The sequence below is a fragment of the Pseudomonas sp. NFPP25 genome (genome assembly GCF_900116505.1).
Taxonomy (GTDB): domain Bacteria; phylum Pseudomonadota; class Gammaproteobacteria; order Pseudomonadales; family Pseudomonadaceae; genus Aquipseudomonas; species Aquipseudomonas protegens.
The window spans coordinates 1478870-1500762 of sequence record NZ_FPBG01000001.1; the positions used below are offsets into that span (position 1 = coordinate 1478870).

Here is a 21893-nt window from a genome sequence, read left to right on the forward strand (position 1 = left end):
CTTCGAGCCGCATGCCACGGCCTGCGGTTTTTTGTCGGATTAGTTAGTCTGACAACCTGATAACCAGACCGAAACGCATTGGATCCAAGGTACCTAAGAACAATGATTTATGACTTTTGCATCATCGGCGGCGGCATCGTCGGCCTGGCTACGGCGATGGAGATCCTCAAGCGCCAGCCCGGCGCTTCGCTGGTCATCCTGGAAAAGGAAAACGTCCTGGCCAAGCACCAGACCGGGCACAACAGCGGGGTGATCCACGCCGGCATCTACTACGCTCCGGGCAGCCTCAAGGCCGACCTGTGCAAGCGTGGCGCCGAGGCCACCAAGCAGTTCTGCAGCGAGCACGGGATCAAGTTCGAGGTCTGCGGCAAGGTGCTGGTGGCGTCCAATGCCCTGGAAGTGCAGCGCATGGAGGCCCTGTACCAGCGCTCGCAACAGAACGGCCTGAAGGTGGAGCGCCTGGACGCCGAGCAACTGCGCCAGCGCGAACCGAATATCGTCGGCCTTGGCGGGCTGTTCCTCGACGCCACCGGCATCGTCGACTACCGCGAAGTCTGCGACACCATGGCCCGGGTGATCCGCCGCGAGGGCGGCGAGATCTGCCTGAGCCAGACCGTCACCGCGATCCAGGAAAGCGCCGACAGCGTCACCGTCAGCAGCCACGGCGGCAGCTGGCAGGCGAAGAAGCTGGTGGCCTGCGCCGGCCTGCAATCGGATCGCCTGGCGGTGATGGCCGGGGTGAAGATCGACCACCAGATCATCCCCTTCCGCGGCGAATACTTCCGTCTGCCGGCGTCGAAGAACAACATCGTCAATCACTTGATCTACCCGATCCCCGATCCGGAGCTGCCGTTCCTCGGGGTGCACCTGACCCGCATGATCGACGGCAGCGTTACCGTCGGCCCCAACGCGGTACTGGGCCTGGGCCGGGAAAACTACAGGAAGTTCTCCATCAACTGGCGCGACGTGGCGCAGTACGCCAGCTTCCCCGGTTTCTGGAAAACCATCTGGCAGAACCTCGGCTCCGGCACCACCGAGATGAAGAACTCGCTGTTCAAGTCCGGCTACCTGGAGCAGTGCCGCAAGTACTGCCCTTCTCTGCAAGTGGAAGACCTGCTGCCTTATGAGGCGGGGATCCGCGCCCAGGCGGTGATGCGCGACGGCAGCCTGGTGCACGATTTCCTGTTCGCCGAAACCCCGCGCATGTTGCACGTGTGCAACGCGCCCTCGCCCGCCGCCACCTCGGCGATTCCCATTGGCTCGATGATTGCCGACCGGATTTTCCAGGCCGCCTGAAACACCCCGCGCCATCACCTTGCAGCGCAGTGCCCCGGCACTGCCAAGCGGGCCGCGTGTCGCCGCAATACCCCTTGGCCGCCCTTTAGGGCGCGGCGCGCAAGGCTCGCGTCAACTCGACAATAACTACAATGATTCATGAGGATGTACGGATATGACCGCAGTTGAAACCAGCAGTACTGCAGCGGAAACCCCACAGCAAACCAAGAAACGCCTGCGCAAGGTCGCGGCGGCCACCATCTTCGGCTCGATGCTGGAGTGGTATGACTTCTACCTCTACGCCACCATGGCGGCCATCGTCTTCTCGAAGATCTTCTTCGATAACAGCAACCCGAAAAGCGCCACCCTCATGGCCTTCTCGACCTTTGCCATCGGCTTTATCGCCCGCCCCTTCGGCGGCATCCTGTTCGGCTACCTGGGGGACAAGTTCGGCCGCAAGCAGGTACTGGTGCTGACCTTCTGCCTGATGGGCGTCTGCACCGCGCTGATCGGCCTGATCCCCAGCTACGCGTCGATCGGCATCTGGGCGCCGATCCTGCTGGTGGCAATCCGCATCATCCAGGGCCTGGGCGCCGGCGCCGAACTGTCCGGCGCGGCGGTCACCTCCTATGAACACGCCAGCGAGGGCAAGCGCGGCAGCCAGGGCGCCTGGCCGGCGCTGGGGCTGAACCTGGGCCTGCTGCTGTCGTCGCTGACCATCTACCTGCTGACCATCAACGGCAACGAGTTCCTGCTGGCCGGCGGCTGGCGCATTCCGTTCGTCTGCAGCATCGTCCTGGTGGCCGTCGGCCTGTGGGTGCGCAACAGCATTCCGGAAACCCCGGAGTTCAAGGAACTGAGCAAGGAAAGCCAGAAAGCCAAGGCCTCGCCGCTCAAGGCGCTGTTCAAGAACGACCTCAAGGGCCTGGCCGTGGTGTTCTTCGTGGCGGTGGGCTACAACGCCCTGAGCTACATCTTCAAGACCTTCTCCCTGGCCTACCTGACCCAGTACAAGAACGTCGATGTGCACGTCACTTCGCTGTCGGTGACCATCGCCAGCCTGATCGCCATCGTCGCCGTGCCGTTCTTCGGCTGGCTCTGCGACAAGTGGAGCAGCAAGACCGTGCTGATCCTCGGCGGGCTGTTCTCGGTGCTGTTCGCCTACCCCTTCCTGGCCCTGCTCAACACCGGTGAGAGCCTGATGATCTACATCGCCATCGGCGTCGGCACCGGCATTCTGGCGCCGATGATGTTCGCCCCACAGGGCTCCTTTCTCAGCCGCCAGTTCCCCACCGCGACCCGCTCTTCGGGCTTCGGCACCGGGCGCGAGATCGGCACCGCCATCGCTGGTGGCCTGGCGCCGCTGGGCGCTCTGTCCCTGGTGACGGCCTCGGCCACCCACTCCACCGACGGCGTGGTGATCATTCTCGCCGTCGCCGCGGTGCTGGTGGTGGTGTTCGCCTTCCTCGACCAGGGCCGCAAGCACTCGGCCTTCAAGAACTGAGGCTGGACCCAACCCTGCCCGGGCCGCTCCAACGGCCCGGGCAGACTTTGCTAAGGTGGCCGCTGAACCCGCATTACAGGCCACCCCATGTCACTCGATAGCGCATTCGGCGTCGATGCCAACGGCTTGATCGCCCTTCCTGCCGAACCACCCCTGCAGCCCGAGTACCGAGCCCTGCTCGACGAGCTGTGCGCCGCCCTCACCGCTCCCGCCAGCCCGCCGCTGCATAGCCTGTACCTGTACGGCAGCGTCGCCCGTGGCACAGCCCGGCCTGGAGCTTCCGACCTGGACCTGTGCCTGATCCTGCAAGATCCCACCGCCCCGGCCGCGTGCCTGCATCTGGAAAACCTGCGCCAGGCCCTGCAAGCGCGCCACCCGCTGGTGTCGAAGATCGATTTCGATATCGGCGACCTCAACCAGGTGCTGGAAACGCGGAACCTCGACAGCTGGGGCTATTGGCTCAAGCACCATTGCCGCTGCCTCTGGGGCGAAGACCTGCGCTCGCGCTTTGCACCTTTCAGGCCCAGCCGGGAGATTGCCCTGGCGGTGAACGGTGACTTTCTCGCAGTGCTGGACGACTACGCCAAGCGCATCGACCGCGAACAGATGCCCGCCGAAGTCCTCCGGCTGCAACGGCAGGCCTCGCGCAAACTCGTTCGCGCCACCAACCTGCTGCGCCAGGAGCAGGAGCCGAGCTGGCCCCAGAGCCTGGATGAGCACGTGCGGCTGTTTGTGCAGCACTACCCGGAAATGGCAGGCCCCATCGACGTGTTTCGCCAGGCCGCCGAGGCAACGGCCCCCGCCGGCGCCGGTTTCAGCGACCGCTTGCGGCAGATGGCGCAGTGGATGAGCCAGGCACTGGCCCCGCCGCCATCCAGGAATTGACCCTTGCAATTGCACCGCCCCCGGCAACGGCTGCACCAGGGCTTCTAAACGGCTCAACCCCGCGAGGCGCTGCCCCATCTACTGCAAACGGCGCCGGAACGGGGGTCGCTGCCGGATCAGACCTGCAGCACCTCGATCCCCAACTGCCGATAACCTTCGATGTCCACACCCGGCGCCTCCTGCTCGGTCACCAGCCGGTGCAAGCGGTTGCATGGCACCACGACGAAGGGTTCCATGGCGCCGAGCTTGTCGGCGGTGGTCACGGCGATGACCTCGCTGGCACTGTCGAACATTGCCTGCTTGATCGGCACCTCGTCGAAATGCAGGGAGCTGATGCCGATCTCCGGGTGGATCGCGCAGACGCCGGTGAACATCAGGTCGGCCTTGATCCCCTGAATCATGCGCAGTGCTTCATGGCCGCTGGCGGACAGGGTTGCCGGGTTGAGCTGGCCACCGGCGAGAATCACCCTGACCTTGGGGTGCTCGGCCAGGGCCACGGCAATCATCGGCGAGGCGGTGACCGCGGTCAGGCTGATGCCCGCCGGCAGCGACTGGGCGATGTGCAGGGTGGTGGAGCCGGAATCGAACAGCACCGTCTGGCCGTCCTGCACCCATTGCACGGCATATTGCGCCAGGCGCAGTTTCGCCTCACTGGTTTCGCCGACTCGGGTGAAGTAGTCCTTGCCGCTGTCCTTGGGCCGCGGCAGCGCGCCACCATGGACCCGCTGCACCAGTCCGGCGGCATCCAGCTCCGCCAGGTCGCGACGGATGGTGTCTTCGGACACCGCGAAATGCCGGCTCAGTTCGGTGGCCATGACCTTGCCGTCGCGCTCCAGCAGCAGAAGGATTTTTTGCCGACGCAAGGATGGCAGCTCGGCTGGCGGGTGTTGACTTTGCATGTTTATGCCCGTTATTGCGTGTTTTCGCCAAGCTACATAGACACTCGGGCAAAAACAAGCAACCCGATCAGTTGATCAGCTGCGGCGCCCGTGAGCGGTACAAAGCCGCTTCCCCGAGGCGCTCGCGCACCAGCGCCTGGGCCTGGCGGGTCATCTGGTCCAGCTGCCGGTCGCGCTTTTTCTCCGCTTCCAGCATGGCCTTGCGCCCGTGCTGGGCCAGCAGGTAGGTGTGGATCTGCCGCACTTCCACCGACTGGTAGATCGGCGCCACATCCAGCACCGCCAGCAGGCCGTCGCTGCCATGGTCCCGGGTGTTCATCAGCACCTGCGGGCCGCGGGCGCCCAGCAGCTGGAAGCCCAGGGCCTCGAAACACCCCACCTTGGCCACGTTGCAGGCAAGTTCCGCATGGGGGTAACGCGCCAGCATGGCTTGCAGCATCTGCCGGGCAATGCCCTGGCGCCGGTGGCCTTGCAGCACCGCCATGTACGCCACGGCGCAGGCCTGGGGATCGTCCTTGACCGGCAGGTACAGGGTGAAACCCAGCACCTGGTCCGGGGCCTGCGGATCGGTGGCCACCACCAGCTCCACCGCAATCCCCCGGGAACCGTCCATGGCCTGCAGGTACAGGTGCACCTCATAGCCGACGCCGTACTGGTACAGGTTGTACAGCGGGTTGCTCGGGGCGATGGCCACCGCGCTGACGTCGGTGATGTAGTCCACCACCATCTGCTGGATCTGGCTCTGGATGGCTTCGGGCGGCGGGGCTTGGAACAGGGTGATGCTGGACATCGAGGCGGTGACTCCGAGGATTGGGGCATGCCCGGCTACGGCGGGCGCGCCATGATAACCCGGCGCGGGTGACACAGGCGCACAACCGGGCAGCGCATCGGGCGCGTGCATCGGCGAAAGAGCGCGAATGGGATCGGGAGCAAGAGACTGGCTGGCTGCGGCTATGGCGGGACCATGGCCGCAACCGGCACAGGATGCGGATGCACCGGCGCATCCGCGGTACCCCGCCCGACGAACGCGGGCGGGGCGAGGGCTTACAGCGCCATGTCGGCCGCTGGGTTGCTCTCTGGCTTGGCCAGGCTGGCCGGAGCTTGAGGCGCCGCGCCCTTGACCGGCGGTGGCGGGGTCAGTTGCAGCACTTCAGCGGTGTAGGCCCATTCTTTGGCCACACGCTCAGGGCTGTCGTTCAGGGCCGTACCGTAGCTCGGCACGATCTGCTTGAGCTTCTCCTGCCAGGCCGGGGTCGCGACCTGGTCCTTGAAGACTTTCTGCAGCACGCTGAGCATGATCGGCGCGGCGGTCGAAGCACCTGGGGACGCGCCCAGCAGGCCGGCGATGCTGCCGTCTTCGGAGGCCACGATCTCGGTGCCCAGTTTCAGCACGCCGCCCTTCTCTTCGTCACGCTTGATGATCTGCACGCGCTGGCCGGCCTGCCACAGGCGCCAGTCTTCCTGCTTGGCGTTGGGGAAGTATTCCTTCAGCGCGGCGAAGCGGTCGTCATCCGACAGCATCAGCTGGCCGGCCAGGTATTCCACCAGCGGGTACTGCTCGATGCCCACCTTGGTCATCGGCCAGAAGTTGTGGGTGGTGGTGCTGGTCAGCAGGTCGAAGTACGAACCTTCCTTGAGGAACTTGGTGGAGAAGGTAGCGAATGGGCCAAACAGGATCACCCGCTTGCCGTCCAGCACACGAGTGTCCAGGTGCGGAACCGACATCGGTGGCGCGCCGACCGAAGCCTTGCCGTAGGCCTTGGCCAGGTGCTGCTCGGCCACGCTGGCGTTGTCGGTCACCAGGAACGAGCCACCCACCGGGAAGCCGGCGTATTCGTTGGCTTCAGGAATGCCCGACTTCTGCAGCAGGTGCAGGGCACCGCCGCCGGCGCCGATGAACACGAACTTGGCGTCGGTCTCGGTTTTCGAACCGTCCTTGAGGTTCTTGTAGGTCACGCGCCACGAGCCGTCTTTATTGCGCTCGATTTCCTGCACTTCGCTGGACAGTTTCAGCGCGAAGTTGGGCTGAGCCTGCAGGTGGGCAACGAACTGGCGAGTGATCTCGCCGAAGTTGACGTCGGTGCCGATCGGGGTCCAGGTCGCAGCGATCTTCTGCGCCGGGTCACGACCTTCCATCATCAGTGGAACCCACTTCTTGATCTGCTCGGCGTCTTCGGAGTACTGCATGCCGCTGAACAGCGGGCTGGCCTGCAGGGCCTCGTAGCGGGCCTTGAGGAACTTGATGTTGTCATCGCCCCAGACGAAGCTCATGTGCGGGGTGGAGTTGATGAACGAACGCGGGTTCTTCAGGACGCCGTTCTTGACCTGCCAGGACCAGAACTGCCGGGAAATCTGGAACGCTTCGTTGATCTCGATGGCCTTGGCGATCTCGATCTTGCCGTCCTTGCCTTCCGGCGTGTAGTTCAGCTCGGCCAAAGCGGAGTGGCCGGTACCGGCGTTGTTCCAGCCGTTGGAGCTTTCTTCTGCGACGCCGTCCAGGCGCTCGACCATCTCCATCGACCAATCCGGCTGCAGCTCATTGAGCCAGACCCCGAGGGTCGAACTCATGATGCCGCCACCGATCAGCAGCACATCCACTTTCTTCGGCTCAGCCGCGTGCGCGGTCGTGAGGCCTATCGACATCGCCAGCCCGATCAGGGCCGTGTTCACTTTCTTAAACATTCTGAGTACCTACGATAGAACGCCATCCGCCGCCCCATCCTCGATCCTGCGTACTCCGGTGATTGCGAAACAGTCATTTCGCAGGTCCTGGACCAACACATTCAAAAGAACTGGAGGGTGGGCACACAAGGCCGACGAGACAGGCTCGACCTCAGTTTTATATCGCTCCGGCGCTGACTTCTTGTCGTTCTTGGCTTCAGCTACTTGAGTGACAGTGTTTCTCAGGGCACGTCACGGGACGCAACCAACAGGCAGTTTCCCCCTGCCCGACCTTGCGCGCCGCAAACTGCCGGACGAACAAGAATGACGCCCGCAACTGCGGGGGCCAACAGGAAATTAGGGGTCGGGTTCAACCAAAGAGGTAAACGAACACTGCCTGACATTACATTCGGCGGGGTCGTGCAGACACTCCCACAGCCTTGCAAGGGACCCGAACAGGCCACTTGAAGCTAAGCACGGGTAAGGTATTTCTGCACAAACGATGAACCGATTCAGCGCAAGAATATCATTACGGCATCAGCCTGTCTTGGCCGGAGCCACGAGCCGCCCGCCCGGGAAAACCTCGACGCTGTACGACACCTGCCGCAATCAATGCGTCACAACGACGCTGGCCGCCCCTCATTCAAAGCGGCAAATGCGCCTTCGCCAAGAGGCGACCTTGATGCATGATGGCACCGCGCCACAACACCACCTTCACCCATTTACTGCAAAGGACGGCCATGCAAGGTATCGACAGTGTCGCAACAGAGTTCCGCGCGTTCCTGAAGTCCTGGGAACAGGAGCGCCCGCACCTTCCCTCGGCCCTCAGCGTGCTCGGCAATGGTTTCGAAGGCTGGCTGAAGTTCGAATTCTATTTCTGGCTGATCCAGCACCGGGGGTTGGCCGGGCCACGCGACGGCTGGCTCGGCGACGTGGGCGTGGAATACAAGGTCGCCCTGGACCAGCGCTGGTCCGACATGGACATTCACCATAAGCAATGTGACCTGTGGATCCGCGATGCAGACAAGCGGCGCTTCCACTTCATCGAACTCAAGGCGCCCTTTGCCAACGCCAACCAAGGCAAGTTGTTCATCTCGGCATCGGACGACTACTGGTACATGACACGCCTGAAGGCCAAGGAAGAAAAGGTCGCCAGCGGCAGCGTGATCATCTTCGGCGTCGGCTTCACAGAGGATAAATGGACAAAGCATCTGGAGGCGGTCGTGGAATACACCGGCTGGGTCGAACACGCCTCCCGCGATATTGGCGAAGTACCCGGGGTCGAGAACCTGCGCTGGGCCGTGCTGACCATGCACTACCCCAGCTAGCTGCAATCCGTCCTTCGATCGTTCAGGCAAATTGGATAGGATGCTGCGCTGCAACGCCGGGAAAGCACCCGGCGCCGCGCCCCCAAGAACAACAAGGAACAACCATGCACCCGACCTCACTGCAAGACACCACCGCCCCCGAAGGCGTGTGCTTCGGCTGCGGCAGCAGCAACCATCACGGCCTGCACATCAAGAGCCACTGGCACGAGGACGGTGTGCACGTGGTGGCCGAGCACCTGCCCGACGCCAAGTACTGCGGCTGGCCGGACCTGGTCTACGGCGGCCTGATCGCCATGCTGGTGGACTGCCACTCCAACTGGACCGCCATGGCCTACCACTACCGCAACGAACAGCGCGAGCCCGGCAGCCTGCCACGCATCGACTGCGTCACCGGCAACCTGGGCATCAAGTTCATCAAGCCCACCCCCATGGGCGTGCCCCTGACCCTGCGTGCCAGGGTCGAGGGTGAAGTAGGCCGCAAGAGCCAGGTGATCTGCGAGGTGTATGCCGGCGATGTGCTGACCGCCATTGGCGATTCGGTCTTCGTGCGGGTCGATACCAGCCAGCTCGCGGCAGCGGCTCACGGTAGAGACGCCTGAGCCGGGGGCCAGGGAAGGCGGTCGGAACTATCGCCCATGCAGGTGGGGCAGGTGCAGATAGCCCGCCGCTCGGGCAAAATCCGCCAGCCGCCACAACGAACCGTTGGCCCCCCAGGTGCCATCAGCCACGTCATCCAGCAGGATCGAGGTCATCAGCATTCGCGGATCGTCCTCTGCCAGACAGGCGGCCAGCGCCTGATGCAAGCCCTCGACATAGGCCTGGCGCTGGGCAGCATCGAGCACGCCCGCCGGGACCTTGACCCGGACCATGCAAGGAACCGCCTGGGCACTGGAGTCGGCACCTCCACAACTCCAGAAGCCCGGCGCCAGCTCTTCCAGCAGTACCCAGCACAACGCCCGCTGACGGGGGTCATCACCTATTTGCTCCACCCTCAGGGCCACTTGGGTAACCTCTTGCAGGACCTTGGCACGCTGCCGGGCATCGAAAGCGCCCTGGGGGATCTTGATCAGAATATTAGGCATCGGCATCACCACTTACACAGAAAAGGAGCGGCTATTGAGCCTGTGCTCATCCCTGGCCAACAGCGACCGATTCGACATCTTTCATGCATAATCCGCCAATGAACGATTTCACCGTCTTGCTCCTACCCGGTTCCTTTGCCTCCAGCGTCGCCCTGACCCTGGACATGCTTTCCAGCGCCGCGCTGCTGGCCCCACGCCTGGGGCTCGGGGCTCCGCGCTGGCGGGTTTGTGCCTTGCAGGCTGGCCAGGTAGCCCTGGGGCAGGGCCTGCTGCTCGAGGTCGAGGCCCTGGATGCCAGGGGCGATGATCGGTCCTGCTGGATAGTGCCGGGGCTGGGCATCGACACCCCCGAGGCCATCGCCCAGCGCCTGCTGCAAGCAGACATTGCCCCGTTGCTGGATGCATTGCGCGATCATCTGGAACTCGGAGGCGAAGTAGCGGCATCCTGTTCCGCCGTTTTCCTGTTGCAGGCCGCCGGGCTCCTGCCCGGGCGCCGGGTTACGACCTCCTGGTGGTTGGCGCCGCTGCTGCAAGAGTGGGCCGTCGACACCAAGGTGGATCCGGACCAGATGGTTGTGGTCGACCCTCCGCTAACCACCGCCGGAGCAGCATTTGGCCAATCGGATTTGATGCTGCATCTGCTGCGCAGCCGTTTCGGCACGAGCTTGGCAGACGCGGTGGGGCAGACGCTGCTGATTGATCGGCGGCAATTGCAGGCACCGTTTCGGGTACCGGCAATGATGGCCCAGGGCAGCACCCTGATCAGCCGGCTTACCGCCCATATCGAAGCCGGCTTGCCAAACCTGCCCAGCGTCGGCGAACTGGCCGCACAGTTCAGCATGTCCGAACGGACCCTGGGGCGCCAGATACGCAAGGTCACCGGCCACAGCAGCTTGCGCCTGATCCAGAATGTGCAACTGAACCGGGCGAGGGCTCTGTTGCAAAGCAGCAAATATTCGGTGGAGCGCGTGGCCGAACAGGTGGGATACCAGGACGCCACGGCCCTGCGCCGGCTGATGCGCAAGTTGCTCAACGTCACTCCGAGGCAATTGCGCTGAGCCCACCACGGTCCCCAGGCAAGAGGACTTTTGATACATTGCCGCTCCCTTTCTTTCGAACAGGACACCTGCCCTGACCATGGACATTCAGGAAATCCAGCGCCGCCTGGCCAAGCCGGCGCTGCAATTGATTCCCGGCGGTTTTCGCCCCTCCGGCAGCGACGAGGAAAGCTGGCTGGGCCAGGTTTTTCTATTTCGCGAGGATGAAGAGCTGCCGCGCAACAGCGCCGGGGAAACCCTGCTGCCGTTCGCCCAGCTCTATCTGCCGGCGCTGCCCTTCCACAGCCCGCTGCTGGAAGGCGTGCAGGTGCTCACGGTGTTCGTCGCCAACCCCTTTCCCGAACCCCTGGAACCCATGGGCGAGCGCTGGCTGATCCGCGAGTACCGTGCCGAGGATGTGCTGGTGCGCAAGGACCTGACTGCCCCCGGGGCCTTTCTCAAGCCCTTCCCGCTCAAGCCCGAGGCAGTGCCCGCGGACTTTCCGCTGTGGGACGGCGGTGGCGTGCCGGAGGACCTGGAGCGGGAAATCCTCGAACTGGAAAACTCCGGGCAGATCGAGTGCTACTACGACCTGGTGAACCATTGCTACCAGCACAAGCTCGGGGGCTACCCCTCGTTCTGCCAGTCGGGAATCGATGTCGGGGACGGCTTCGAATTCGTGATGCAGATTTCCTCCGACGCCAAGATCGGACTCAACGTGGTGCACGGCGGCAGCCTGATGTTCTGGAAACACCCCGCCAGCGGCGAATGGGCGCTGTACTACGACTTCCATTGAGGCGCAGCGGCTAACACCGATTTCATCCACCGGCGGATGAAATGCCCCGGCGCCGGGTGCATCATGGGCGCTGTCCATTTCCCGGGAGACTTGCATGCCCATGCGCTCACTGTTCTTGCCCGCCACAGCCCTGGCCCTGGGCTTGCTGGCGGCCACCGGCGCCGTCGCCGACGACCAGTCGCAACTGATCGAATCGATCAACGCCTACCGCAGCCAGCCGCAACGCTGCGCCAACCAGGCCTCCTCGGAGCTGCCGCCGCTGACCGGCGACCCACGGCTGATCCTGCCGGTGGACAACGTCGGTGACCTGCAGCAGGCCCTGGCCCGGGCGGCCTACCCCATGGTCAACGTGCAGGCCATCAGCCTCTCCGGCCCCCGGGATGCCCAGGCGGCGATGCAGGCGGTACGCGAGAGCTTCTGCCAGGTGGTGCTGGACCCGCAGTTCGTCGATATCGGTGTCAATCGCCAGGCCAACCAGTGGCGCATCGTGCTCGCGCGACCGCTGCTGTCCGCGCGCCTGGGGGACTGGCAGGCCGAGGGCCAGCAACTGCTCGCGCAGATCAACAGTGCCCGCGGCCAGCCCCGGCAATGCGGTGGCCAGGGTTTTGCCGCCACCGCGCCCCTGGCCTGGAACGCCACCCTGGGCACCACCGCCGAGGAACACAGCCGGGCCATGGCCAACCAGAACTACTTCGACCACAAGGACCACGACGGCCGCACCCCGGGTGACCGCGCGGAACTGGCAGGCTATGCCGGCCAGCAGGTGGGCGAGAATATCGCCGCCGGCCAGGACACGGTGCGCAAGGTGGTGGACGGCTGGCTGGCCAGCCCCGGGCATTGCGCCAACCTGATGAACCCGGCCTACAGCGAGCTGGGCGCGGCCTACGCGGTGGACCCGAAAAGCGATGCCGGCATTTACTGGACCGCGATGTTCGGCGCGCCCTGAGCCCAGTGCCTGGGCGTGGCTGCTACACCCTGAAGCAGCAATCGGCCCCCCAGGACAACGAAGGAACGACACTCACTCGCCCCGGCCTGCGCGGTGCGCGGCCGGTTGGCCCGCACAACCATCGGTCGGCCGTCCTCACCGTGCGCCCGGGGCTTCTATGCTTGTAGCCCTGCCTTCGGATCATTCGCTCTCCCTCACACAGGAACGCTGATCATGCAAACCTTCGGTTACGCAGCGCAGTCCGCCGGGGTTCCCCTGGCGCCTTTCACCTTCCACCGTCGCGCCCTGCGCGCCAACGATGTGGCGATGGAAATCCTCTATTGCGGGGTCTGCCACTCCGACCTGCACCAGGCGCGCAACGACTGGGGCGCCAGCCGCTACCCCATGGTCCCGGGCCACGAGATCGTCGGCCGGGTCACCGCCGTCGGCCCCGAGGTCAAGCGGTACAAGGTCGGCGACAGCGTCGCCGTCGGCTGCATGGTGGACTCCTGCCAGGTGTGCGACCAGTGCCGCAAGGGCGAAGAACAGATGTGCCGCGAGCACAATACCCAGACCTACAACGGCCTGGACCGCATCACCCGCGAGGTGACCTACGGCGGCTATTCCAAGCACCTGGTGGTGCGCGAAGAATTCGTCCTGCGGGTGCCCGAGGGCCTGGACCTGGCCAAGGCCGCGCCGCTGCTGTGCGCCGGCATCACCACCTATTCGCCGCTGCGCACCTGGAATGTCGGGCCCGGCAGCCGGGTCGGGGTCATCGGCCTCGGTGGCCTGGGGCACATGGCGGTCAAGCTGGCGGTGGGCATGGGAGCCAAGGTCACGGTCCTGAGCCGCAGCGCCGACAAGCGCGCCGACGCCCTGGCCCTGGGCGCCGATGCACTGCTGGTGTCCAGCGACCCGCAGGCCATGGCCCGCGCCCAGTCGAGCTTCGACCTGATCATCGACACCATTCCGGTGCGCCACGACGTCTCGCCCTACATGCCCCTGCTGGACATCGACTGCACCCTGGTGATCGTCGGCCAGGTCGGGCCGATCGACGAACAACTAACCCTGCCCATGCTCCTGGGCCGGCGCCGGCTGGCCGGTTCACCCATCGGCGGCATCGCCCAGACCCAGGAAATGCTCGACTTCTGCGCGCGCAAGAACATCCTCCCGGACTGCGAAATGATCGCCATGCAGGACATCAACCAGGCCTTCGAACGCATGGAACGGGCCGATGTGCGCTACCGCTTCGTGATCGACATGGCGTCCCTGGGCAGCGGCGCCTGAAACCCGGCCTGGCACCAGCAGTGAACGCTCGCAAGTGAATGAAGGGTCGATGACGGCACCCTTGCCTATTGCTTTGCACCGCCGTGTCGATAACCCGTCACACCGCTCCCTCTGGCGCGCCGCTGCCCGCATCCGGGCCGCGACGCACCAGAGGGGGTGACCGACCTTCATTCGATAGCGAGACGATTCAATGGTTATGTTCCTGATCCTGTCAGGGCTGGCACTTACGGTGGCGATGCAGTTCGCGATTTTCTGCGTGGCCCTGAAGAATTCTTTGGGCAATGCCATCCTCAGCCTGTTCATTCCCTTCTATGTATACGTCTACGCCAGGAAAGCCCCGCAAGCCCGGCCCTTTCTCTGGGGCTGGTACCTGGGCATAGCGCTGCTGGTCGCGGGGGTTCTGGCCTCGGCCTAGGCACCGCGCCACAGGCTGCCCCCGCCCAGGCACAAAGCAAAAGCCCCGAACATTCGGGGCTTTTTTTTCATCAGGCCTGCCTGCAACTCATTTGTTGGCCGCCATCTGCCCCGCTTCGCCCTGGCTCACCAGGGCCTTGAGCGATGCGTCGAACTGCTTCAGGGCATCGACCTGCAACTCGGTCTGCTGGTTGATCTGCGCAGCGATCTCCGGCGCCGCCTTGCCCCGTACCCAGACCGACGGCAGTTCCTTGGCCTGGATCCCGGCTGCCTGGCCGATGTATTGCAGGTTGGCGTCATAGAACTTGGCGATGAAGCGCGCCTCGACCTTGCTGTTGCGCTTGGTCACCAGTTGGTTGTAGGTATCGAGCATCACCACCACATCGGGGTGGGCCTGGACCACCGCGTCAAGGCTGTCATAGACGGTCACCGAACCGAAATGCTTCTGCAGCGAAGCCATCAGCCAGTCGATTGCCCGTTTCGGGTCCGAGCTGTTGACGAAGGCTTGGCTGATGCGCGGATCGAGGCCGGCATTCTTCGCCCCGTTGAGCGCCACCGCATGGTAGTGCTCCAGGTATTGCAGGGTGCTGATGGTGTTTTCGCTGTACAGCACGCCTACCGACTGCGCGTGTTGCAGGTCGGCGCTGCTGTCGGCCATGGGCAGGAAGTGGCAGGAGGTGTCTTCAGTGGCGAGGGTGGCCGCAGAAGCCCCGGTTCCCGCGATCAAAAGCACCACAAGGGTCACTAGAGTCGAGATTCTCATCGGGTGTTTCCTTCTGCAGCAAGCACGGTGTAAGCGCTATCTTCCTCCTTTGCCGGAAAAACGGAACCTGCACTTTTTGATGATAACTATCGATTGCAGCAATGGTTGACAATGGGCACCGATGCACCTCGGAGGCGGTGGCCTGCGCCGCTCGCGCCCTTCGATAAAGCCGTCAATTTCTGGCATACAGCTCGCCCTGGCCCCGATAGAATCAAGCCCCCTTTTTCTGCAAGACGAGTCCGGACCATGGATGCTCACTCGATACTGACCTACACCCTGGTGGCAGCCATCGCCATCGCCAGCCCCGGCCCCGCTACCCTGGTGGCGCTGCACAACAGCGTGGCCTACGGCGCCAAGTCCACTATCTGGTCATCGTTGGGCAATGTCAGCGGGCTGTTCTGCATGTCTGCCGCGGCCATGCTCGGCCTCGGGGCACTGATCGCCAGTTCCGAATGGATCTTCAACGCGGTGAAGATCATCGGTGCCGGCTACCTGTTCTACCTGGGTGCCAAGCAGCTGTTCAGCAAGAGCCAACTGCTGAGCGAAGCCAGCGCAGACAGCACCAAGGTCGGCAAGCCGCCGCGCCTGAAGCTGTTCAAGTCGGCCTTCCTGACCGCCGCCACCAATCCCAAGGCGACGATTTTCTTCACCGCCCTGTTCCCCCAGTTCATCGACCAGCACGCCGCGCTGCTGCCGCAGTTCTTCATCCTGACCCTGATCTTCATGGCGCTGTCCCTGACCTCCCTCAGCGTCTACGCGGTGCTGGCCTCCCGGGCCAAGGGCGTGCTGACCCGGCCGGCCCTGTCCAAGTGGGTCAACCGGGTGGTGGGTTCCACCTTTATCTTCTTCGGCACCACCATCCTGGCCATGCGCCGGCAAACGGCCTGAGCCCTCAGGCGCGATGCAAATAGACCTGCTCAAGGAATCGCTGCTGGGCCACTGGGAAACCACTGCCGGCGTGCTGCAATGCGAATTGCAGTTCGGCAGCCGCCTGGTCTACGTCCAGCACCCCAGCAACGAACCGCCCCAGCGCCGGCTCGCGACCGCGCAGCAAGGGGTACAGGCCGCCTGGGACGACATCCCCCAGGCCCTGGCCTTTGCCGAGCGCCTGTGCGTGCCCGGCATGCGCAAGGTCTGGCAGCTGTACGCACAAGGCCTGCTGTCGTGCCCGCCACTGGAGGTCTACTCGATTCATTTCGAGATCAACAGCCCTTACCCGTCCTACACCATTTCCCAGAACCCGGGTTTCGACTGGGAGACCAGCCTGACGGTGGAGGACGAGCAGGGACAGGTGCACCGCCTGTCTCTGGCCGAGTACGAACCTGGGGAAGACTTCTGGCTGAGCGTGCGGCGCCTGGGCGCCGGCCAATTCCAGAGCGATACCTGATCAGCCCTTCTTTTTCTGCAAGGCCTTGAGCCGGATGCCGGCCCGCTGCACGGCGGCCATTTTTTCCGGGCGCTTCATGCGCTTCCATTTGCGGATGTCGTCCTTGCTGCGCCCGCAACTCAGGCACAGGTCGCCACTGAGCTGGCAAAGGGCGATGCAGGGGTTGTCGATTTCCTTGGCCATGGCTCAACCCCGGCCCGGGCGCAGGCGCTTCAGGCGTTGCGCCCAATCGCCACCATTGATCCGCCGGCATTGCTCTTCGCTGTCGAAGAACACACGGGTTTCCAGGGCGTCGAGGTGAACATCGGCCTCTTCCAGGGCCCGGGCCGTCAGTTCGAGCATCCGCGCGCCCTGCCCGGCCGCCAGGGCCTGCTCCTTGTGGGCCTGGGTGTCGAAGACCCAGACCACCACCAGGCTCGCCGCAAAGGCGGCGTAGTCCACTTCGTGGGTCAGCCAGGAAAAACCGACGATTTCGGCCTTGGCGGCTTCGCAGGCTTCGGTCAGGGTGGCGGCCAGCAGGCGCTCCGTGGCCGCCTGCTGGCGTTTGTTGAATGGCATGACAAGCCTTGAGTCGCAGCTAAAAGGCCGCACACCATACCTCAAGCCACTCGCCCACGGCGGCGCTTTGCGGCTAGGCTAGTGCGCTCCTGCCCGCTTCAAGGAAGAACGCACATGCAAAAGACCTCCTTCGCGCTGCTCGTGGCAGCGCTCCAGCTCGCCAGTGCCAGCGCCCTGGCGGCCACGCCGCCGGTGGCCGACGCCATCTGGTTCAACGGCCCGATCATCACCATCGATGACCAGCACCCCAAGGCCCAGGCAGTGGCGGTGAAGGACGGCAAGATCCTCGCCGTGGGTGACCGGCAACAGGTACTCAAGAACAAGGGCCCGGCCACACAGATGCTCGACCTCAAGGGCGCGACCCTGCTACCGGGCTTCGTCGACCCCCACGGCCATGTGTCGATGGTGGGTTTCCAGGCTGCCAGCGCCAACCTGCTGCCGCCACCGGATGGAACCAACAACAGCATCCCCGGGCTCCAGGAAACCCTGCGCCGCTTTGAGCAGCAGTCGCCGATCCCCAAGCAGTTCGGCGTGCTGTTCGGCTTTGGCTATGACGATTCCCAGTTACAGGAACAGCGCCACCCCACCAAGGCCGACCTGGACGCCGTGACCCGCGACCTGCCCATCGCCATCGTCCACCAGTCCTCGCACCTGGGGGTGCTCAACAGCAAGGCGCTGGAACTGGCGGGGATCGACGCGTCGACCCCCAACCCGGAAGGCGGGGTGATCCGCCGCGTCGACGGCAGCCAGGAGCCCAACGGAGTGCTGGAGGAAAACGCCTTCTTCAACGCCCTGATCAGGATCTTCCCCAAGCTCACCGCCGACCAGGCGGTGGACATGCTCAGCGCCGGGCAGAAGCTGTATGTCAGCTATGGCTACACCACGATCCAGGACGGCCGCTCTTCCCCGGACCAGGTCAAGACCGCGATCAAGGCCGCGGGCGATGGCAAGTTGCTGGCGGACATCGTCTCCTACCCGGATATCCTCACCCCCGGCGTCAAGCAACTGATGGTCGCCCCCTGGTATCACCCGAGCAACCAGCCGGTGGTGTACAACCAGCACTTTCGCATCGGTGGGGTCAAGCTGACCCTGGACGGCTCGCCCCAGGGCAAGACTGCCTGGCTGAGCCAGCCCTACTTCAAGCCGCCCCAGGGCCAGGACGCCAGCTATGCCGGCTACGGCGTGGTCAAAGACGCCGACGCCCTGGCCATCTATAAAGAGGCCCTGGCCAACCGCTGGCAGATCCTTTCCCACACCAACGGCGACCGCGCCATCGACCAGTTGCTCGGTTCCATGCGTGCCGCGGAACAGGCCTACCCCGGGGTCGATGTGCGGCCGGTAATGATCCACGGCCAGACCCTGCGCAAGGACCAGGTGGCCGAACTCAAGCAACTGAAGATCTTCCCTTCCCTGTTCCCCATGCACACCTACTACTGGGGCGACTGGCATCGCCAGTCGGTGCTGGGGCCCGAACGCGCGGAAAACATCTCGCCGACCCAGTGGGTGCTCCAGGCCGGGATGAAATTCACCACCCACCACGATGCACCGGTGGCCCTGCCGGACTCCATGCGAGTGCTGGCAGCCACGGTCAACCGCACCACCCGCAGCGGCTACGTACTCGGCCCGGACCAGCGGGTGACGCCCTTGCAGGCGCTGAAGGCCATGACCCTGTGGTCGGCCTACCAGCATTTCGAAGAAGACCGCAAAGGCTCCATCACCCCGGGCAAGCTGGCGGATTTCGCGGTGCTCTCGGCCAACCCGCTGACCGTCAAACCCGAGACCCTGAGCGAGATCCAAGTGCTCAAGACCGTCAAGGAAGGCCGGGTGATCTATGAGCGTCCGGCAAAGGTGGCAGGCTTGCCGCCGCCGTTCGGGATGCATGGCGATCCGTCATTGCCGGTACCCCAGGGCATCAAGGCCGTGGCCCAGGGCGACGGCGACCTGGGCCCGGCCCTGGATGTGATCTACGACCGGCTGGCGCCTGTGCAGCCTTGAAACCCGCTATGGAAAACGCCGCGACGCCCATCCAGGCACCGCGGCGTTTTTTCTGCTCGCGCTAAGGCGACGGTGGCGAGAGAGCCTGCGTCCGCTAGAGCGCCATGAAGGCCTCGGGGCGGCTACGCCCCCCAGGGAGCAAGCTCCCTGGCCAGGGTTTGCCTTCACCCACACAGCCACATCAGATCTTGCTGCCCAGCGCAGTCGACAGCACCTGGTCATGCCCGTAGATATCCGGGGCATACAGCAGTTGCCCGTGGCTGTCGGCCTGCACCGTCCAGTAGCTGAGCAGGATCGGCACCGGCTTGGCCAGGCGGAACTCGTGGGTCAGGCCGGTGGCCAACAGCTCGTTGGTGCGCAACCGCTCCGCCGGGCTGAGCAGCCAGTCGCGCAGTTGCAGGGCCTGCTCGACCCGCACGCAGCCGGAGCTGAAGGCCCGCGGCCCCTTGCTGAACAGCGCCTGGCTCGGGGTGTCGTGCAGGTACACCGAGAACGGGTTGGGGAAGCGGATGGCGATGCGCCCCAAGGGGTTGCGCGGGCCGGCGCCCTGGCGAAGGAGGATGTTGCCGGGGCGGTCCCAGTCGATGTCCTCGGCCGCCAGGGGCTGGCCGTTGGCATCCAGCACCTGCAGGTTCTGGCGGTTGAGGAATCCCTGGTCGCGGCGGATTTCCGGCAGCTTGTCTTCCTTGAGGATGGTCGGCGGCACGGTCCAGGTGGGGTTCAGGGTCAGCCGGGTGACCTGGGATTTGAGCAAGGGCGTCTGGCGCTCCGCGCGGCCGACCTGGGTGCGGGTCTGCCAGACCACCGCGTCGTGCTGATAGAAGGTCAGCTGGGCGGCGGCAACGTTCACCAGCACCAGGTTCGGCTCGTAATCCTGGGCCAGCCAGCGCAGGCGTTCGAGGTTGATGCGCAGCTGTTCGCGGCGCTCGGCCGGGCTGATGTTCATCTCTTTCAGGGTGCCCGCGCCGACCACACCGTCGGCCTGCAGCGAATGGCCAAGCTGGAAGTTCTTCACCGCGCTGACCAGCTCGCCGCTGTAGGCGTTGTCCGGGTTGACCACCGGGCTTTGCAGGTAGCCGCCGTGGTACAGGCGCAGGGCCAGCTCCGGCACCCGCTTGTCCTGCATGTCCGGGCGCAGCAACGGGCCGCCGGCCACGGCCTGCCACTGGGGCAAGGGTTGCTGGCGCTCATGGGCATAGGCCTGGCGCAGGTTGCGGTATTGCGCGAGGCTGGGGCGCGCCTGCTCGAAGGCCGTGGCGATGTGGGCGATGCCCGGCACGGCAATCGCCAGCAGCGCGCTCTGGCGATCGTCCGGCAGCGGCTGGGCCCGCCACATAGGCTCGAAACGGCTTTGCGCCAGGCGACCGTAATGCAGGTCCTGCAGGGCTTGCAGGTACTGATGGGTGATATCGATATCGCTGCACAGGCCATCTCCCGCCGGGCTCGCCTGCGGCAGGCGGTAGTGGCCCGGGTCCAGCCCGTCGTCCACCAGTTGCGCCAACTGCGCCTGCAAGCTGGCCAGGCGGCCCGCCACGGACCACACCTGCTGTTCGCCCTGTTGCTGGTAGAAGCCCTGCAACAGCTGCTGGGCCGGGGTATTGAGCCGCGGCGCCAGGGCCGGGCAGGCCACGGCCAGTTGCGTCAGCGCCGTTTGCATCGGGCTCGCCGACAGCTGTGGCAGCTCATCGGCCAGCGCGACCAATGGCGCAGCGAGCAGGCACAGGGTCAAGTAACATGCGGGTTTTTTGAACAACTGCTTTACTCCAATCCGTGGGCGCCCAGCGGGCGGCCAACCATTACGGCAGATGCGGAAAACAATCGGGCCTGGGCATTAAACATATAGACCAGACTGCCGGGGGAACGACAGGACGTCAGGAGCCAAAGTGACCATGGGGACGCTCTATACATGTTGAATTTCTCGTGCCGGTTCTGCCTGGTGGCCATTGCCCTGGGCGCCTTTTCCATTTCGTCCTTCGCCGCCAGCAAAGTCCAGCCCGTCGCCAGCCCCACGCTGTACGCCAGCCTCGCCCACGCCGCCCCGCAACTCAATCCCCAGGCCCTGAAAAGTGCCCTGAGCGCCATGCAATGCGCGGTAGGCAGCGGCGCCCGACAAGCCCGCCACCTGGCGGTGATCGACTACTCGCAGCCCTCCACCGAACGGCGCCTGTGGATCTTCGACCTGCGGACCAAAAAACTGGTGCTGCGCGACCTGGTGGCCCACGGGCAGAAATCCGGGGAAAACTTCGCTACCCAGTTCTCCAATCGCCTGGGCAGCTACCAATCCAGCCTGGGCCTGTTCCGCACCCAGGAAAGTTACGAAGGCAGCCATGGCTACTCGCTGCGCATGGACGGCCTGGAACCGGGCTTCAACGACCGGGCCCGGGACCGCGACATCGTGATCCATGCCGCCGACTACGTGAACCCCTTGTGGAGCCAGCGCCAGGGCCGCATCGGCCGTAGCCAGGGCTGCCCCGCGGTGCGCCCGCAAGTGGCGCGCCAGGTGATAGACAAGCTCAAGGATGGCCAGTTCATGTTCTCCTGGTACCCGGACCAGCGCTGGTTGAAAACCTCGCCCTACCTCAACTGCCAGCCACGCCAGGTGGCGAGCATCCTCAGCGCCAACGGCGGCTGAGCAAGCCGGCCGGATGCTCGGCGCCTGCCCTCTTCGCAGTTGCGCCGCACGCCGGCGGCGAGATACCGTTACCGACCTGGAACGCCACCTCGCCCGAGCTCCACGCCATGCCTTCGCCACATGCCCTGCTTCTGCAACAGCCCGGACCACGCCCGGCGTTCTACCGGGTGGCCGAACACCTGTGGGGCGCTGGCTGCAATGTGGATTCCGATGGTGACAGCCGGACCACCGACGATGACCAGTGGACCGAGCTGACCCTGATACTGCGCAATTCCAGCCAGCAACGGCTGGACATCGAGCCACTGTCCCTGGCGCCCCTGGTCCTGCTGATCCGCGCTTCCCAGGCGGACCTGGGGCAAAAGGCCGCACAGTTTATCCAGTCGGTGGCAGGCGGCACACTCCAGGCACCCATCAAGGACCGATAAGGATCACGCCCTGCCCCCCGCAGGCGCTGTCCTTCACGAC

The 21893-nt window shown here is 64.7% G+C and carries 23 protein-coding genes; 15 read left to right on the forward strand and 8 right to left on the reverse strand.

Going from position 1 to position 21893, the window contains the following annotated elements:
• Positions 1 to 102: 102 nt before the first annotated feature.
• The 3 genes from lhgO to BM382_RS06365 all read left to right on the forward strand — a co-directional run bounded on the left by lhgO (position 103) and on the right by BM382_RS06365 (position 3664).
• Positions 103 to 1296, forward strand: a complete 1194-nt coding sequence (gene lhgO, locus BM382_RS06355) for an L-2-hydroxyglutarate oxidase (protein ID WP_065363738.1) — start codon at positions 103 to 105, stop codon at positions 1294 to 1296.
• A 154-nt stretch (positions 1297 to 1450) separates the two neighbouring features.
• Complete coding sequence (locus BM382_RS06360; RefSeq protein ID WP_011060729.1) at positions 1451 to 2779, forward strand: MFS transporter; 1329 nt, start codon at positions 1451 to 1453, stop codon at positions 2777 to 2779.
• Positions 2780 to 2866: 87 nt separating this feature from the next.
• Positions 2867 to 3664, forward strand: a complete 798-nt coding sequence (locus BM382_RS06365) for a nucleotidyltransferase domain-containing protein (RefSeq protein WP_072442352.1) — start codon at positions 2867 to 2869, stop codon at positions 3662 to 3664.
• A gap of 116 nt (positions 3665 to 3780) precedes the next feature.
• Here the strand turns inward: BM382_RS06365 and BM382_RS06370 are convergent, their stop codons facing one another.
• From BM382_RS06370 to mqo, 3 genes are all read right to left on the reverse strand, one after another.
• The gene (locus tag BM382_RS06370; protein WP_072442355.1) at positions 3781 to 4563 is read right to left on the reverse strand and encodes a DeoR/GlpR family DNA-binding transcription regulator; all 783 of its coding nucleotides are present in this window, start codon (positions 4561 to 4563) and stop codon (positions 3781 to 3783) included.
• Between the two features lie 67 nt (positions 4564 to 4630).
• A complete protein-coding gene (locus tag BM382_RS06375) occupies positions 4631 to 5353 on the reverse strand; it encodes a GNAT family N-acetyltransferase (RefSeq protein ID WP_015635183.1) in 723 nt (240 codons plus the stop codon).
• A 254-nt stretch (positions 5354 to 5607) separates the two neighbouring features.
• The gene (mqo, locus tag BM382_RS06380; protein WP_011060725.1) at positions 5608 to 7245 is read right to left on the reverse strand and encodes a malate dehydrogenase (quinone); all 1638 of its coding nucleotides are present in this window, start codon (positions 7243 to 7245) and stop codon (positions 5608 to 5610) included.
• A 719-nt stretch (positions 7246 to 7964) separates the two neighbouring features.
• Between mqo and BM382_RS06385 the strand changes: the two genes are divergently transcribed.
• Together BM382_RS06385 and BM382_RS06390 are read left to right on the forward strand one after the other, a co-directional pair.
• Positions 7965 to 8552, forward strand: a complete 588-nt coding sequence (locus BM382_RS06385; RefSeq protein ID WP_239690399.1) for a hypothetical protein — start codon at positions 7965 to 7967, stop codon at positions 8550 to 8552.
• A 104-nt stretch (positions 8553 to 8656) separates the two neighbouring features.
• Positions 8657 to 9151, forward strand: coding sequence for a PaaI family thioesterase (locus BM382_RS06390; protein WP_011060723.1), 495 nt, complete (start codon positions 8657 to 8659; stop codon positions 9149 to 9151).
• A 27-nt stretch (positions 9152 to 9178) separates the two neighbouring features.
• On the opposite strand, the gene BM382_RS06395 is transcribed toward BM382_RS06390, so the two are convergent.
• Positions 9179 to 9634 carry a tautomerase family protein gene (locus tag BM382_RS06395; RefSeq protein WP_170866307.1) on the reverse strand — a complete coding sequence of 152 codons (456 nt, stop codon included), beginning with the start codon at positions 9632 to 9634 and terminating at the stop codon, positions 9179 to 9181.
• A 98-nt stretch (positions 9635 to 9732) separates the two neighbouring features.
• Between BM382_RS06395 and BM382_RS06400 the strand changes: the two genes are divergently transcribed.
• The 5 genes from BM382_RS06400 (at position 9733) to BM382_RS06420 (ending at position 14094) form a co-directional block, all read left to right on the forward strand.
• The gene (locus BM382_RS06400) at positions 9733 to 10692 is read left to right on the forward strand and encodes a GlxA family transcriptional regulator (RefSeq protein ID WP_072442361.1); all 960 of its coding nucleotides are present in this window, start codon (positions 9733 to 9735) and stop codon (positions 10690 to 10692) included.
• Positions 10693 to 10771: 79 nt separating this feature from the next.
• Positions 10772 to 11467 (forward strand): YwqG family protein, encoded by a 696-nt coding sequence (locus BM382_RS06405; RefSeq protein ID WP_041774180.1) that lies wholly within the window; start codon positions 10772 to 10774, stop codon positions 11465 to 11467.
• Positions 11468 to 11567: 100 nt separating this feature from the next.
• Entirely contained in the window at positions 11568 to 12413 is an 846-nt protein-coding gene (locus BM382_RS06410) for a CAP domain-containing protein (protein WP_170866308.1), read from the forward strand.
• A gap of 213 nt (positions 12414 to 12626) precedes the next feature.
• Entirely contained in the window at positions 12627 to 13679 is a 1053-nt protein-coding gene (locus BM382_RS06415) for an NAD(P)-dependent alcohol dehydrogenase (RefSeq protein WP_072442363.1), read from the forward strand.
• Positions 13680 to 13875: 196 nt separating this feature from the next.
• Positions 13876 to 14094 carry a hypothetical protein gene (locus tag BM382_RS06420; RefSeq protein ID WP_239690400.1) on the forward strand — a complete coding sequence of 73 codons (219 nt, stop codon included), beginning with the start codon at positions 13876 to 13878 and terminating at the stop codon, positions 14092 to 14094.
• 87 nt (positions 14095 to 14181) lie between these two features.
• On the opposite strand, the gene BM382_RS06425 is transcribed toward BM382_RS06420, so the two are convergent.
• Positions 14182 to 14856 carry an ATPase gene (locus BM382_RS06425; protein WP_072442366.1) on the reverse strand — a complete coding sequence of 225 codons (675 nt, stop codon included), beginning with the start codon at positions 14854 to 14856 and terminating at the stop codon, positions 14182 to 14184.
• A gap of 246 nt (positions 14857 to 15102) precedes the next feature.
• On the opposite strand from BM382_RS06425, the gene BM382_RS06430 reads away from it, so the two are divergent.
• On the forward strand, positions 15103 to 15744 hold the full coding sequence (locus BM382_RS06430; RefSeq protein ID WP_011060715.1) for a LysE family translocator: 642 nt from the start codon (positions 15103 to 15105) through the stop codon (positions 15742 to 15744).
• Between the two features lie 13 nt (positions 15745 to 15757).
• Complete coding sequence (locus BM382_RS06435; protein WP_019094446.1) at positions 15758 to 16243, forward strand: hypothetical protein; 486 nt, start codon at positions 15758 to 15760, stop codon at positions 16241 to 16243.
• Here BM382_RS06435 and BM382_RS06440 read toward each other — a convergent pair whose 3' ends face one another.
• Both BM382_RS06440 and BM382_RS06445 read right to left on the reverse strand, forming a co-directional pair.
• Positions 16244 to 16426, reverse strand: a complete 183-nt coding sequence (locus tag BM382_RS06440; RefSeq protein WP_011060713.1) for a DUF1289 domain-containing protein — start codon at positions 16424 to 16426, stop codon at positions 16244 to 16246.
• Between the two features lie 3 nt (positions 16427 to 16429).
• Positions 16430 to 16801, reverse strand: coding sequence for a hypothetical protein (locus BM382_RS06445; protein WP_015635176.1), 372 nt, complete (start codon positions 16799 to 16801; stop codon positions 16430 to 16432).
• A 114-nt stretch (positions 16802 to 16915) separates the two neighbouring features.
• Here BM382_RS06445 and BM382_RS06450 point away from each other — a divergent pair, with 114 nt between their 5' ends.
• The gene (locus tag BM382_RS06450) at positions 16916 to 18796 is read left to right on the forward strand and encodes an amidohydrolase (protein ID WP_072442369.1); all 1881 of its coding nucleotides are present in this window, start codon (positions 16916 to 16918) and stop codon (positions 18794 to 18796) included.
• A gap of 181 nt (positions 18797 to 18977) precedes the next feature.
• Here BM382_RS06450 and BM382_RS06455 read toward each other — a convergent pair whose 3' ends face one another.
• Positions 18978 to 20549: a L,D-transpeptidase family protein gene (locus tag BM382_RS06455; protein ID WP_011060710.1), complete on the reverse strand. Its 1572-nt coding sequence runs from the start codon at positions 20547 to 20549 to the stop codon at positions 18978 to 18980.
• A gap of 153 nt (positions 20550 to 20702) precedes the next feature.
• On the opposite strand from BM382_RS06455, the gene BM382_RS06460 reads away from it, so the two are divergent.
• Together BM382_RS06460 and BM382_RS06465 are read left to right on the forward strand one after the other, a co-directional pair.
• Complete coding sequence (locus tag BM382_RS06460; RefSeq protein WP_053157782.1) at positions 20703 to 21428, forward strand: murein L,D-transpeptidase catalytic domain family protein; 726 nt, start codon at positions 20703 to 20705, stop codon at positions 21426 to 21428.
• Positions 21429 to 21535: 107 nt separating this feature from the next.
• A complete protein-coding gene (locus tag BM382_RS06465) occupies positions 21536 to 21853 on the forward strand; it encodes a hypothetical protein (RefSeq protein WP_015635172.1) in 318 nt (105 codons plus the stop codon).
• The last annotated feature ends 40 nt before the right edge of the window (positions 21854 to 21893 follow it).